Origin of the sequence: Oceanicaulis sp. HTCC2633, from assembly GCF_000152745.1 — a bacterium.
GTDB lineage: Bacteria > Pseudomonadota > Alphaproteobacteria > Caulobacterales > Maricaulaceae > Oceanicaulis.
Genome location: NZ_CH672428.1, coordinates 2,829,701 through 2,842,526 on the forward strand (window position 1 = coordinate 2,829,701; position 12,826 = coordinate 2,842,526).

Below are 12,826 nucleotides of genomic sequence, written 5' to 3' on the forward strand. Positions count from 1 at the left end.
GGGATGTAGTTCTACCTATATTCGATAGCGTTTTGGAACGGGAGCGCTTGAATTCTCAATCTCTCTTTCTGAAGTAATGAAAATTCTTCTCCCCCTAGCCAGCCCCCTCCAGCTTCTTGATCTCATCCCTTAAGCGCGCGGCTTCCTCAAACTCTAGATCCGCCGCCGCCTCACGCATCCGCTTCTCCAGATCGGCGATCGCAGCCTTGAGATTGTTGGGTTCGAAGCGGGCCTGATCCTCGGCGACGGCGCGGTCGCGCTTCTTGTCGCGCCTCGAACCGCGGCCCTTGGCGGTTTCTTCCATCACGCCTTGCAGGATATCGCTGACGCCGCGGGTGACGGTGCGCGGGGTGATGCCGTGCTCCTGGTTATGGGCGATCTGTTTCTCGCGGCGGCGCTCGGTCTCCTCCATCGCCCGCTCCATGGAGCCGGTGATGCGGTCGGCGTAAAGGATCACCCTGGCGTCGGCGTTCCGCGCGGCGCGGCCAATGGTCTGCACCAGCGAGGTTTCAGAGCGCAGGAAGCCTTCCTTGTCTGCATCGAGAATGCCCACAAGGCCGCATTCGGGGATGTCGAGGCCCTCGCGGAGCAGGTTGATGCCGACGAGGACGTCGTATTCGCCGAGGCGCAGATCGCGGATCAGCTCGATCCGCTCCACCGTGTCGATATCCGAGTGCATGTAGCGGACCTTCAGGCCCTGCTCGTGCATGTATTCGGTCAGATCCTCGGCCATTTTCTTGGTGAGGGTGGTGATGAGGGTGCGATAGCCCTTCTCGGCGGTCTTGCGCGCTTCCTCGATGATGTCATCGACCTGGGATGAGGTTTCGGTCTGCACCGGGCGCACCTCGACGGGCGGGTCGATCAGGCCGGTGGGGCGAATGACTTGCTCAGTGAACACGCCGCCGGTCTGGTTCAGCTCCCACTTTCCGGGCGTGGCGGAGACGTGGAGCGTTTGCGGGCGCATGGCCTCCCATTCCTCAAATTTGAGGGGGCGGTTATCCATGCAGGAGGGCAGGCGGAAGCCGTGCTCGGCCAGGGTGCGCTTGCGGTTGAAGTCGCCTTTGTACATCGCGCCCAGCTGGGGCACGGTGACATGGCTTTCGTCGATGAAGACCAGCGCATTGTCGGGCAGGTATTCAAACATGGTGGGGGGCGGCTCGCCGGGCTTGCGGCCGGTGAGATAGCGCGAATAGTTCTCGATCCCCATGCAGGAGCCTGTGGCCTCGAGCATTTCAAGGTCGAACTCGGTGCGCTGTTGCAGGCGCTGCGCCTCCAGCAGCTTGCCGTTGGCCTCCATCCAGGTCAGGCGCTCGGCCAGCTCTTTCTTGATGCCGACAATGGCCTGATTGAGCGTCGGGCGCGGGGTGACATAGTGGGAGTTGGCGTAGACGCGGACTTTCTCGAGATCGCCAATGGGGGCGCCGGTGAGGACCTCGAACTCCTGAATGCGCTCGATCTCGTCGCCAAAAAAGCTGATCCGCCAGGCGCGGGCGTCATAGTGGGCCGGGAAGATTTCCAGCACATCGCCGCGCAGGCGGAACGTGCCGCGCTGGAAGGCGGCGTCATTGCGGGTGTATTGCAGCGACACGAGGTCGCGCATGACCTCGCGCGGATCCTTTTCCGCCCCCACCTCCAGATCGAATACCATGGCGGTGTAGGTCTCGACCGAGCCGATGCCGTAAATGCAGCTCACCGAGGCGACGATGATGACGTCGTCGCGCTCCAGGATGGCGCGGGTGGCGGCGTGGCGCATCCGGTCGATGGCCTCGTTGATGGTGGATTCTTTTTCTATGTAGGTGTCGGTGCGCGGCACATAGGCTTCGGGCTGGTAGTAGTCGTAGTAGGAGACGAAATACTCCACCGCATTATGGGGAAAGAAGTCCTTGAATTCGCCGTACAACTGCGCCGCCAGCGTCTTGTTCGGCGCCAGGATCAGAGCCGGACGCTGAACCTTTTCAATGACTTTCGCCATGGTGAAGGTCTTGCCCGACCCGGTGACGCCAAGGAGAACCTGATCTCTCTCCTGCTGGGAAATCCCCTCCACCAGCTCGGCGATCGCATGGGGCTGGTCGCCGGCGGGTTCGTAGTCGGACACCATGCGGAATTTCTGACCGCCTTCGGATTTGTCCGGGCGGTCGGGGCGGTGCGGGGTCCAGTTGGCGGGCAGGCTCAGCGGATCCCTGATGGAGCCCGAAACGGGCTTGTCCATCACGAAATCGGCCTGGGCCATGTCCTCGACGCCTTGGGGGGTGAGGGCGCTGTCGTCTCGGGTCAGTTTGGGCATGGGGGCAATATGGGGGCGTGGAAGCGGAATGAACAGGGGGCGCGGAACGACTTGTGAAGCTTGAAATTCCCCGCTAAATTGTTTTTGCGATCACAAAACAACCTGATGGAGATTTGAGAATGAAGCATGCATTCAGCCCGCTACAGCTCGGCATGGCGTCTTCGGTCGCGCTGGCGCTCAGTGTCGTCCTGTCAGGCTTCGGCATGCAGGCTGTCGCATCCAGTGCGACTTGCTCGCCAGTGCTCGATGCGCAAGGAAACTGCATCTATCTGATTTGTGACGAAAGCCCACGTCTTCGGACTTGCGACCAGGATCCGGAGTAGCGCTCGCTCCGGGATTATCCTGCGGAGTGAGCCTGACAGGGCCGATGTCGCAAGCTGTCGGCCTTGCTTACGTTGGGGCAAGTCTTGTTTAACCGTTTCTGAGGCAAGGTGCGCCTGACAGACTTCAATCAGCAGGGTCGCTAAAGCGCCATGTCCCAAGGCAGTTTCGAACGCATCCGGGTGCTTATCGTCGAGGATAACGCCCACATGTCCTCGATCTTGCGCACCATCCTGCAAGGGTTTGGCGTGCGTTCGGTGATCGAGACGCGTGATGCGGCGGACGCGTTCGAGCTGATGCGCAACGCCAATCCGGACCTGGCGCTGGTGGACTACATGCTGGGCGATGTGGACGGGCTGGAATTCACCCGGCTGATTCGCACCGCGTCCGACAGCCCGAACAAGTATCTCCCGATCGTCATGGTGTCCGGTCACACAGACCGCTCCAAGGTGCTTGAGGCGATCAATGCGGGGGTGAACGAATACCTCGCCAAGCCAGTGCGTCCGGTGGATCTGTATAACCGTCTCGTCACCCTGATCGAGAAGCCGCGGCGCTTCGTGAAGACGCCGGGTTATTTCGGCCCCGACCGCCGGCGTCGTCAGGACCCGCGCTACTCCGGCCCCATGCGCCGGATCAGCGACAAGGATGGCGAAAAGTCCTAGGTTGCAAAATTCCCCTTTGGGGTTCTTTTGTCGCGTATTGCGTGCCAGTATTCCCCCGTTGATTGAAACGGGGAGTATCGAACATGCTTTCGCTTATCATGGTTTCCGTGGCGCTGGCCTTCAGTGCGCCTGACGCAGAGATCAAGCCCGAGGCTAACGCCTCACCCGCTCAGACTGAACACTCGGAGTCAAAGCGCCTGAGTTCTGCGGACCTCGCCAGTCTGCGCGCCGGGCGCGGCGTGCCGGACTATTGTGAAGTCTATTATCTGCCCGACCCGGTCACCGGCGAACTGCAATGCAGCGCCGTGGTATGCCGTCCGATCGGCGTGCCCTGGTCCATTCACGACTGCTCTGAATTCGGGCTGTAGCCTTGACCGAGACCGGGGCGGCGTTTGGCGCGGCTCCGGTCTCACATTCGCCATCAGGGATGGTGTGACGCGCGATTTCGCTCAGAGGGACTAGCCAGCGGCGTCGAGCAGGGCGCTGATGTCCGCATCCGTTGTGCACCAGCTGGCGACAAACCGGGCCGAACCGTCCGGCCAGCTGTAAAACCCGGCGCCCGCCTCTCGCAGACGCGCCGCAAGCGCGTCCTCAAGGCGGATGAAGACCTCATTTCCATGTGTGGGATGAACCAGCTCGGCCCCGTCCACTGCGGACAGTCCCTCTGACAGGCGCTTGGCGGCGGCGTTGGCGGTCCGTGCCAGATCAAGCCAGAGATCATCCTTCAGCCAGGCGGCCATCTGCGCCGAGACATACCGCATCTTGGGCAGCATGAGCCCTGCGCGCTTCTGGTTCGCCAGCAATTGCGGCAACCGGTCCCGCGCACTCGGAAACAGGATGACGGCCTCGCTGGCCATCGCGCCATTCTTGGTGGCGCCAAGGCTGAGAATATCGACGCCGGCTTTCCAGGTCATCTCGGCCGGTGTGCAGCCAAGAGAGACCAGTGCGTTGGAGAAGCGCGCGCCGTCCATGTGAATGTTCAGATCCCGGGCCTTCGCCAGTCCGATCAGGCTTTCCAACTCATCGAGCGTATAGGCGCAGCCAGACTCATTGAGTTGGGACAGGCTGAGCACTGCGGGCGGCGTGGCGTGCACGAAATCGCTCGGCCATTGCTTCAGCGCGTCCGACAACGCCTCAGGGGCGATCTTGGCATGTGACCCGGCCAAGGGCAGCAGCTTGGCGCCGCGCGTGAAAAATTCCGGCGCGCCGCGTTCGTCTCGATGAATATGCGCTTCGTCATGGCACAGCACCATGGCGTCAGGCGGGCAGAGGACGGATAACGCCAGGGCGTTTGAGGCTGTGCCCGAAACGGTGAAGACCACCTCGAGGTCGGTTTCGAAGATCTCGCAGAGCTGGGTTTTCACTCCAGCGCTGACCGGGTCCGCGCCATAACTGGACGCAAAACCCTGATTGGCGTGGGTGAGCGCGTCCAGAATTGCAGGATGGGCGGGGGCGGTGGTGTCGGACAGGAAGTTCATGCCGCCAATGAGCCGCAATCATCCAGCCGCGTCAATGGTCTGGAAGTGGGTCAGGGGGCGCATAGAAAAGCCGGGGGCGGCGTGTTGCGCGTCCATTCCTGGGGCTGGCTCAACACATCGCGGCCCAGACCGGCGCGAGCGGCGTAATAGGCCAGGTCAAACGGATCCGGCGCACTGCCAAGCAGGGCGGACACCGCCATGCTGACGCCTTCAGTCATGTCCGCCCCGTCAAACAGCAACACATCCAGCGTGTCAGGTCCGGTCTGGATCAGTTCCGCGTCGAGGATTTGTCCATCTTCTCGCCAGTAGACGTGACCGCGCCAGACGCCGGCGTGCATATCAAGCTCTGCCGCTTCAAGGACCGATGCGCCGCACAGCCGTTCGCCCCAGGCCCAAAGATCAGGATGAGCGTAGTCGCGCGCGTTGTGATCGCCTTGGAATGCGACAAGGACGCCGCACAGCTGGTCCGCGCGCTCAGGGCAGGGCCCCAGCTCCAACCAGCCTTGGTCATCGGGCAGGCGCCAGAGGCCGGAAATCTGCTCCAGTGCAGGATTGGGCGTCGTAAGGGATGCCGAGCTGGCGCAACCGGTCAGGGCTGCACAAGCAAGGATCAAGATGGAAACACTCTGTTTCATCAGCGGCACGCCTTGAACGGGGAGGCGGGGCGCCCGCCATACGTGACCCGGCGCAGCAGGATTTCGAGAGGCCCGCGTCCCATGAGCCGGGCGAAGAGACCAACCATCACCATGGCGGTCAGGGCCAGCGCTATGCTGATTGGAACCAGCCAAGCCTGACCGAACTGTCCGAACAGACCCAGCCCGTAGCCGCTGAAAACCAGTCCGGCCAATACGCCCTGAAGCACATAGCTGGAGAGCGAATTGCGCCCGGCCAGCACCAGTATGGATGGCAGCTTGAACAAATCGATCAACAGGCGGATAGCGCAGATATAGGCGAGGGTCAGAACCGGGCCGCCCACTGCGATTGAGAGGAAGCCCAGAAGGTCAGCAATCTGACCCCATCCCAGACCCGGACCGCTCGCGACCAGGGCATAAGCGATGTTCAAGGGCAGCCCGATCAGCACAAGCGCGGGCAGGGCGATCGCGCACCGCAGTCGCCAGCGCGTCGCTTGCGGATCGAGCATGTCGAGCTTTGCCGCGGCGAGACCTGAGAGGAAGGCGCTGGCGGCCAAGGGGCCTTGGAACAGGATCAGGAAGACGAAGGTCTCCGGCCAGGCGGCTGCACGCGCCCTGATCGTGTCGAGATAGCCGCCGGACAGTCCGGGGGTCGGGTCTGCTGGTGCGGTCGGGGACAGGGCGATCACAAGGCTGATGAGGAACAGGCAAAGCAGGCTCAGCGCGATCATGCCGAGTGCAAAGCCGAGGAGCCGTTTCGGGGAGGCGCGTCGCAAGGGCCAGATAAGGCTGCCGACCAGGCTGTAGAGCAGCAGAATGTCGCCTGAGAACACCAGCACGGCGTGCAGCACGCCGAACACCGCCAGCATGATCATGCGTCGCCAATGTCTGCGGCTGGCATCCGCGCCCACGCGTTCCGCGGCGCAGTACTGGATCTGCATGCCCCATCCGAACAGGAAAGAGAACAGGATGAAGAACTTGGCTTCAAAGAAGACGGCTGTGACTATGGCGGCGAACTGATCCGGCCCGGTCGGCGCCTGAGTGAGGGTCTGCGATGCGGGCAGCGCCATATAGGGCAGGTTCACGACACAGATGCCGATCAACGCTGCGGTGCGTAAGGTGTCGACGATGGCGTTGCGATCCGGCGTGGTCATGAAGAACTCCAATTGAGCAGTGGCTCAACTTTATTGAGCCGCTGCTCAATGGTCAATGAGGTCTGTATGAACGATACGAAAACTTCACGTGGCGGAGGCCGTGACCGGATTTTCCAGGCGGCTGCAGAAGTCATCTATGAAAAGGGATTGGCGGAGGCGCAGACGCGCATGGTCACCGACCGCGCCAAGGTGGGGACGGGGCTGCTCAACCATTATTTCAAATGGCCAGAGCTGCGCGCCGCCGCCTGGGAACTGATCTTTCAGGCCGTGGTCCGTGATCTGTGGCGTTCGCAAGAAACGCCGCGCGACGCTCTAGACCGGTTTCTGGAGGAAGCGTTTGCCGCCGAAGCCCGGCTGTTCTGGAAGCTCTGGCTAGAGGCGGAGCGTCTGGCCCCAGGCGATAAGCCCATCGCCGAGGCGCTGGGGCGCATTCGCGCTCAGATGCGCGACAGGCTGACGGCGTTATTGCAAGAGGGGATGACGAATGAAGACTGGTCCCTGCCAGACCCCGCCGCCACCGCCGTACGGCTGGAGGCCATGAGAGACGGACTGGCTGGCATGATCCTCAGTGACGATCCCGATCTGGATGCATCTCTGGCGGTTCATCACTTGAAGCGTGTCTTCGATATGGAGACTGTTGGCGCGAAGCAGACGTAAACCGGTTTTACGCGGCGACTTCCCTTGCGCCAGCTTCCAGCAATGCGCGCAGGCTTTTCTGGCTGATCGCGGTCTCAAACTTCAATCCGGCCTCGTCTTCGCTGGTCCAGATCACGGTCGCCTTCTCATTCAGCGCGGGACTGATGATCTTGACGGTCTGGCCTTCTTGCAGGCCCTTTGCGGCGATCCGCACACCCAGTGAAGAGGCATCGACCAGACTCACTTTCCGGGCCTGGCCATTGACCGAAATCTCGGCGTTGTGCTGAGAGGCGTGTCTGGGCTCCTGGCGGCTTTCTGCGGCCGCTACGGCCTGCTGGACGATTTTCGGAATCGAGGAATTGGCGTCATTCGCAGTCGCTGCCATGGTCCGGACGAGACCGGCCATGCTCTCAGCGTCCCGAGCCGAGCGCGTGGTCATCTCAACCAGTTCGGAAATGTCCGAGCTGACCCGGGCAAGGGCCTCCCGGTTCTGCTCGACAAAACTCGAGAGTGATCCGGTGGAGGCGCTCTGCTCTTCCATGGCGGCCGCGACCGAGGCCGTAACCTCGCCGATATTCTCGATGGACTGGGTGATGGCGTTCATCGCCTCCACCGTGGACTGGGTGCGGCTCTGGATATGGGCGACGCGTTCGGCAATCTGGGTCGTGGACTGATTGGTCTGTGCGGCCAGGGCCTTCACTTCGCTCGCGACAACGGCGAATCCCTTGCCGGCGTCACCGGCGCGCGCGGCCTCGATGGTGGCGTTGAGCGCCAGCAGATTGGTCTGCTCGGCGATATCGGTGATCAGGCCAATGAAGTCACTGATCTGTTGGGCGGCCTCATTCAGCTCTTCAACGCTCTGCCGGGACCGTTCAGCTTCGCTGATGGCGTCGCGAGCCAGGGTGTCGCCACGTGTGATTTGCTGGGTGACCTCGCCAATCGCGGAGGAGAGTTCAGACGCCAGTTCGGCCGCGCGCCCGGTATGCTTGACGTTCTGCTCCGTCGCATTCGTGACCTGGGTGGCGGTCTGACCCGCCGCTTCCAGCGTTGTGCGGATCGTATCGCTGCTGGCGCTCAGCGATTGTGCGGCGTCCGCCACGGAGCCGACGGAGTCCAGGGTGGCCTTTTCAACATTGGCCGCCATATCGCTGAGCACCTTGCGGCGCTCTCGCATGGCGTTCTGTTCCGCCTTTGCGCGATCGCGGATCGCGGCCTCACGCTCCTGCGTGGCCTGTCTGAAGGATTGCGCGGTCTTGGCCAGAACGCCGATCTCGTCCCCGCGATCCGCGCCCTGAACCTCGACATCGGTTTCTCCGGCCGCCAGCCTGCGCAGGCAATCGGTGATGTTGGCGAGCGGGCGGACCACGGACCACATCAGGGTGATGGTCGCCGCCAGGGTCAGCAGGATCAGAGCCAGGGTCATGCCCAGCATCACAAGGACAGTGTTGCGCGCCTCAGTCCGTCGAGCAGACGTGTTCATGACAATGTCGCGCGCCAGCGTCTCTTCGAGTTCCATCAGCAATTCGATGCGCCGGGTCGTGAGTTCAAACCATTCAACCCCGGTCATGTCCGCCAGCGGAGCGCCGTAGCCGGCTTCGGCAATGTTCTGTCGAGCGGCGTCAACCGCCAGGGAATCCGATTGCGCCAGAACGGCGTCCAGCCGCTCTGCCCAGGGTTCGCCCAGGATTTCGCGGAATTCCTGGAAATAAGCCCGCTGCCGCGCCGCCAGATTCAGGGCGTTCTGATGCAACGCCGGCGAGATGGATCCGGAAGCGTAGATGTTCGATCCCACAGCCCGCTCTATGCCGGCGTTTTCCTTGGCGGACATCAGGTTCAACAGGCCGATCAACTGCGCCGAGACGTCGCTTGAAGCGCCCAGATGAGACAGATCAGCCACGCTGTTCAGCATTGCCGAGATCGTCTGTGTATAGGGGCCTACGGTTTGTCCCATGTTCAGGTTCAGCGAGTCGATCTGCCTGCGGTGCTCGGGAAGCGCCGCCAGAAAATCGTCCACTTGAGACAGGGACTGAGCCAGATCAGGATCCTCAAGCGCTTCGCCTGCTTGCAGACGCGCTGCGGCGTACCGGGACATGGCCGTGTCGGTGGCCTGTCGCTGATCCTGCATGAATCCCTGATAGCTGGCGTCGCCGCCGCTGCCGACAAATCCTGCGGATCGGCCGCGCTCGCGTTGTAGCTCATGGACAAGCTGGCTGATGTCCCGGGAGAACTCTGTCGCCTGCTCAGCGTCGCGCATATTGCCCGCAATGCGCCATTCCTGGAGCACCAGGCTGGAAGAGAAGTACAAGAGGGCAAGCGTCGGCAACAGGGCGGACACGATCATCCGCCAGGTGACGGGGATGTTGGACAGCATGGCGAGAGTCTCCCGGAGTGCTTGCAGAAGCCTTGCCTGCTTGGGTTGATGGGCTCTTAATCACTCGCGCAGGGCGGGTGTGGATTCCGAGCGGGGGCGCCTTCACTCGGGATCAGGAATGTAGTTTCCGAGATTGTCGGTGCGCGTTTCGCGATCGCGACGCATGGCGCGGTTCACGCCCGGCGTGTTGATGGCGTCGCGCCGGGACTCGCGCAAGGCGAGCATGATGCGTTCAACTTGCGAGGGATTTGCGCCGAGCTGCCTGAGCTGGAACTCCATCCGGTCCAGATCCTCAAGAAATTCCGGCGGTTTCTCTCCAAGACCTTGCAGGCCAAATCGCGCCAGATTGGGGGCGTTGGGATTGGGACCTTCCGGACAGTCGCCGGCTTCCAGATTGGCGGCTGAGGATGACAGGCAGAAACTCTCTCGCACCATCTCCCGGACGCCGCCCAGTGACAGAACCACCCGGAAGTCATCCGGATCCAGCCGGGTTTCCGCGCGGGCCAGAATATCGGCGAAGCTGGGCGGCGGAGCGGAAGCGCTCCCGTCAACAGGGCGTTGCTGGGTCGTGGCCACGGGGGCGTCCGGACGGGAGGCGCTGGCCGCGGCGGGGCTGGGCGCGCCGGGTGAAGGCCGCAAAGCGTCTGAAGACTCATCGGACGCGATTGCAAGACCGTCCGGAGAGAGGGCGGGCTCCGGTTCGGACTGACCGACAGGCTCTGTGTCCGGGGTTTCGGGCGCGGCGGGCGGAGCCGCGATTTCGGCGGTCTGATCCTCGGTCACAGGCGCCGGGGTCTCACGCACAGGCTCGCGCGTCTCTTCACTGAGCGGGGGTTCGACCAGCTGGGCGTCGCTCTGAGCGTCAGGCGCGCTGATAGTGTAAAAGCGCACATCCAGCCGCTCCACATCCCCATGGATACGCAGCAACTCACCCGGCGGGGTGCTGAGAAGCAGCGCGATCAGTCCCGCATGCAGACCCAGGGCCAGGCCGTAGGGCAGGCTGCGCCGTGTCGCATCGCTGAGCCGGTCGCGGCTGAGGGCGGGAGACATGAGGGAAGACCGGCTCACGACCCAACAGATGAGGCCATTGCGCCGGGCTTTCAATCGTCAATCAGTCAGACACTGTGCTCTGGACGACGCTCTGGTAACTGTCGCTTGAGACGTAAAGCGATTCCGCGCTGGCCGGTCCGGCGTGGAAGGTCCAGCCAATGGCGAGCAGACACAGGGCGGCAAGGCATAATCCCAGAAGGCCTGCGCTGGATGTGTCGTGCTTCATGGTGCGGCCTCCCTGCTGTCGGTTTGATGAACCGGCGATGAATCAACACTCACGCGATGTCGGGGCGCGTCTGGGGCTCAAATCGGGCGCTGGCGTGATCAAATGTGTTGATTTGCGGGCAAGGCGGTTGTCCGCCGCGAAGAGGGGCGTAGGGTGTCGGCGAGACAGCCGAGGACGCCAACATGTTGACCGCCTATCTGGGACCTGAAGGCAGTTTCACCCACCAGGCGGCTCTGGCCCTGGCGCCTCAACCCACCCATCTCGATCCGAAACCCGATCTCGTGTCCGTGCTGGACGCCTTGCGCTCTGGCGCGGCGCGCTATGCCGTCGCCGCCATTGACAGCGCTGCAGGGCCCATTGCCGAGACCGTCGCTGCGATCGAGGCGGGGTGGGCCGAGCGCCTGGGCGAGCATGCGATCGCCGTGAGTTTCGACCTGTATCGCAGACTGGATGACGACACGCCGCTGATCGGTCTGGCTGGACATGAAAAAGCCCTGGCGCAGCTGAGCGCCTATATAGACAACAAGCGCTTGCTTACGCGGGTGTTTGCTTCGAATACTGCCGGCCTGGCGGGGATCGCGGCTGAGTCCGAGCCGGGCTGGGGCGCCGTGGGGCCGGCCGGGCTGGGATCGGCCTATGGATTGCGGGTGGCCGAGCGCGCCCTTGAGGCGCCGACGCAGCTGGTGACTCGCTTTGTTTTATTGCAGCGTAAGTCGGCATGATGCGCCGCAGCGAAGATTTTGATCGAGGAGATTTCCATGTCCGCTTCCGCCTCTGACCTGTTCCGGTCTTCTGAAGCGCTTGCACGCGTACAGCCGTCTGCGACCATTGCGGTCAGCCAGAAGGCGCGCCAGCTGAAAGCGGAAGGCAAGGACGTCATTGGCCTGGGCGCGGGCGAGCCCGATTTCGATACGCCTGATCATATCAAGGAAGCGGCGATCAACGCCATTCGCACTGGCCAGACCAAATACACCAATGTGGACGGCATTCCGGAGCTCAAGGACGCGATCTGCGCCAAGTTCAAGCGCGATAACGGCCTGGACTACAAACCGTCCCAGGTGAACGTGTCGCCGGGCGGCAAGCCGGTTATCTATAACGCTTTCCTCGCCACGCTCGATCCGGGCGACGAGGTGGTGATCCCCGCGCCGTACTGGGTGAGCTATCCTGAAATGGCGGTGATGTGCGGCGGTACGCCCGTCTTCGCGTCCGCCGGCGTCGAGGACGGTTTCAAGCTGACGCCGGAAGCCCTGGAAAACGCCATCACGCCGAAGACGCGCTGGGTGCTGCTCAACTCGCCCTCCAACCCCACCGGCGCCGCCTACACGGCGGACGATCTCAAAGGGCTGGCAGAGGTGCTGGAGCGCCATCCTCATGTGCTCATCCTGACCGACGACATGTATGAGCACCTTGTCTATGACGACTTTGAATTCGCCACCATCGCTCAGGTCGCGCCGAACCTTTATGACCGCACCCTGACGATGAACGGCGTGTCGAAAGCCTACGCCATGACCGGTTGGCGCATTGGTTACGCCGCCGGGCCGGAGAAGCTCATCAAGGCCATGGCCAAGGTGATGAGCCAGACCACCTCCAACCCCTGCTCGATCAGCCAGTGGGCCTCGGTTGCGGCGCTCAACGGCGATCACAGCTTCCTCAAGCCGCGCAACGCCGCGTTCAAGGCGCGCCGGGATTCCATGCTCAGGAAGTTCGAGACGGCGCCGGGTCTGATCGCGCCGACGCCGGAGGGCGCCTTCTACATCTTCGCCGATTGCGGCGGGCTGATCGGCAAGACCTCCCAGGGCGGGCATTTCCTCAAGACCGATCTTGATGTCTGCGAGGCGCTGCTGACCGAAGAGGGCGTGGCCGTGGTGCCGGGCACCGCTTTTGGCGCATCGGCCGGGTTCCGCTTGTCTTACGCCACCGATGATGCCGCACTGGAAGAAGCCGGAAAGCGTATTGTCCGCTTCTGTCAGGCCGCCGTTGGCGAATAGACAAAATCTATAGCTCTGTTCGAG

Annotated in this window: 12 protein-coding genes; 5 read left to right on the top strand and 7 right to left on the bottom strand. The window is 62.7% G+C overall.

Annotated elements, in window-relative coordinates; all coding sequences use genetic code 11:
• Nucleotides 1-94: 94 nt before the first annotated feature.
• The gene (uvrB, locus tag OA2633_RS13300) at nt 95-2,284 is read right to left on the bottom strand and encodes an excinuclease ABC subunit UvrB (RefSeq protein ID WP_040612741.1); all 2,190 of its coding nucleotides are present in this window, start codon (nt 2,282-2,284) and stop codon (nt 95-97) included.
• A gap of 473 nt (nt 2,285-2,757) precedes the next feature.
• Between uvrB and OA2633_RS13305 the strand changes: the two genes are divergently transcribed.
• Nucleotides 2,758-3,267: a response regulator gene (locus tag OA2633_RS13305; protein ID WP_009803088.1), complete on the top strand. Its 510-nt coding sequence runs from the start codon at nt 2,758-2,760 to the stop codon at nt 3,265-3,267.
• Nucleotides 3,268-3,350: 83 nt separating this feature from the next.
• Nucleotides 3,351-3,635, top strand: a complete 285-nt coding sequence (locus OA2633_RS13310; RefSeq protein WP_009803089.1) for a hypothetical protein — start codon at nt 3,351-3,353, stop codon at nt 3,633-3,635.
• A gap of 90 nt (nt 3,636-3,725) precedes the next feature.
• On the opposite strand, the gene OA2633_RS13315 is transcribed toward OA2633_RS13310, so the two are convergent.
• Genes OA2633_RS13315 through OA2633_RS13325 form a run of 3 tightly spaced genes read right to left on the bottom strand, consistent with a single transcriptional unit; the run spans nt 3,726 to nt 6,531 of the window.
• Nucleotides 3,726-4,763 (bottom strand): low specificity L-threonine aldolase, encoded by a 1,038-nt coding sequence (locus OA2633_RS13315; protein ID WP_241760713.1) that lies wholly within the window; start codon nt 4,761-4,763, stop codon nt 3,726-3,728.
• A 32-nt stretch (nt 4,764-4,795) separates the two neighbouring features.
• A complete protein-coding gene (locus OA2633_RS13320) occupies nt 4,796-5,380 on the bottom strand; it encodes a DUF2147 domain-containing protein (RefSeq protein WP_009803091.1) in 585 nt (194 codons plus the stop codon).
• Nucleotides 5,380-6,531 carry a DUF418 domain-containing protein gene (locus OA2633_RS13325; protein WP_156776261.1) on the bottom strand — a complete coding sequence of 384 codons (1,152 nt, stop codon included), beginning with the start codon at nt 6,529-6,531 and terminating at the stop codon, nt 5,380-5,382. The genes OA2633_RS13320 and OA2633_RS13325 overlap by 1 nt, the downstream gene beginning before the upstream one ends.
• A 48-nt stretch (nt 6,532-6,579) precedes the next feature.
• Between OA2633_RS13325 and OA2633_RS13330 the strand changes: the two genes are divergently transcribed.
• The gene (locus OA2633_RS13330; RefSeq protein ID WP_009803093.1) at nt 6,580-7,188 is read left to right on the top strand and encodes a TetR/AcrR family transcriptional regulator; all 609 of its coding nucleotides are present in this window, start codon (nt 6,580-6,582) and stop codon (nt 7,186-7,188) included.
• A 7-nt stretch (nt 7,189-7,195) separates the two neighbouring features.
• Here OA2633_RS13330 and OA2633_RS13335 read toward each other — a convergent pair whose 3' ends face one another.
• From OA2633_RS13335 to OA2633_RS16190, 3 genes are all read right to left on the bottom strand, one after another.
• Entirely contained in the window at nt 7,196-9,538 is a 2,343-nt protein-coding gene (locus tag OA2633_RS13335) for a methyl-accepting chemotaxis protein (RefSeq protein ID WP_009803094.1), read from the bottom strand.
• A 102-nt stretch (nt 9,539-9,640) separates the two neighbouring features.
• On the bottom strand, nt 9,641-10,588 hold the full coding sequence (locus OA2633_RS13340; protein ID WP_040612744.1) for a hypothetical protein: 948 nt from the start codon (nt 10,586-10,588) through the stop codon (nt 9,641-9,643).
• A 61-nt stretch (nt 10,589-10,649) separates the two neighbouring features.
• Nucleotides 10,650-10,814, bottom strand: a complete 165-nt coding sequence (locus OA2633_RS16190; RefSeq protein WP_009803095.1) for a hypothetical protein — start codon at nt 10,812-10,814, stop codon at nt 10,650-10,652.
• Between the two features lie 182 nt (nt 10,815-10,996).
• On the opposite strand from OA2633_RS16190, the gene OA2633_RS13345 reads away from it, so the two are divergent.
• A complete protein-coding gene (locus tag OA2633_RS13345) occupies nt 10,997-11,536 on the top strand; it encodes a prephenate dehydratase domain-containing protein (protein ID WP_009803096.1) in 540 nt (179 codons plus the stop codon).
• A gap of 36 nt (nt 11,537-11,572) precedes the next feature.
• Complete coding sequence (locus OA2633_RS13350) at nt 11,573-12,802, top strand: pyridoxal phosphate-dependent aminotransferase (protein WP_009803097.1); 1,230 nt, start codon at nt 11,573-11,575, stop codon at nt 12,800-12,802.
• The last annotated feature ends 24 nt before the right edge of the window (nt 12,803-12,826 follow it).

What these genes read in the sequence shown, in the direction of transcription:
- uvrB (WP_040612741.1), bottom strand. Translation starts at nt 2,284, where the DNA reads ATGCCCAAACTGACCCGAGACGACAGCGCCCTCACCCCCCAAGGCGTC.
- OA2633_RS13305 (WP_009803088.1), top strand. Translation starts at nt 2,758, where the DNA reads ATGTCCCAAGGCAGTTTCGAACGCATCCGGGTGCTTATCGTCGAGGAT.
- OA2633_RS13310 (WP_009803089.1), top strand. Translation starts at nt 3,351, where the DNA reads ATGCTTTCGCTTATCATGGTTTCCGTGGCGCTGGCCTTCAGTGCGCCT.
- OA2633_RS13320 (WP_009803091.1), bottom strand. Translation starts at nt 5,380, where the DNA reads ATGAAACAGAGTGTTTCCATCTTGATCCTTGCTTGTGCAGCCCTGACC.
- OA2633_RS13325 (WP_156776261.1), bottom strand. Translation starts at nt 6,531, where the DNA reads ATGACCACGCCGGATCGCAACGCCATCGTCGACACCTTACGCACCGCA.
- OA2633_RS13330 (WP_009803093.1), top strand. Translation starts at nt 6,580, where the DNA reads ATGGTCAATGAGGTCTGTATGAACGATACGAAAACTTCACGTGGCGGA.
- OA2633_RS13335 (WP_009803094.1), bottom strand. Translation starts at nt 9,538, where the DNA reads ATGCTGTCCAACATCCCCGTCACCTGGCGGATGATCGTGTCCGCCCTG.
- OA2633_RS13340 (WP_040612744.1), bottom strand. Translation starts at nt 10,588, where the DNA reads ATGTCTCCCGCCCTCAGCCGCGACCGGCTCAGCGATGCGACACGGCGC.
- OA2633_RS16190 (WP_009803095.1), bottom strand. Translation starts at nt 10,814, where the DNA reads ATGAAGCACGACACATCCAGCGCAGGCCTTCTGGGATTATGCCTTGCC.
- OA2633_RS13345 (WP_009803096.1), top strand. Translation starts at nt 10,997, where the DNA reads ATGTTGACCGCCTATCTGGGACCTGAAGGCAGTTTCACCCACCAGGCG.
- OA2633_RS13350 (WP_009803097.1), top strand. Translation starts at nt 11,573, where the DNA reads ATGTCCGCTTCCGCCTCTGACCTGTTCCGGTCTTCTGAAGCGCTTGCA.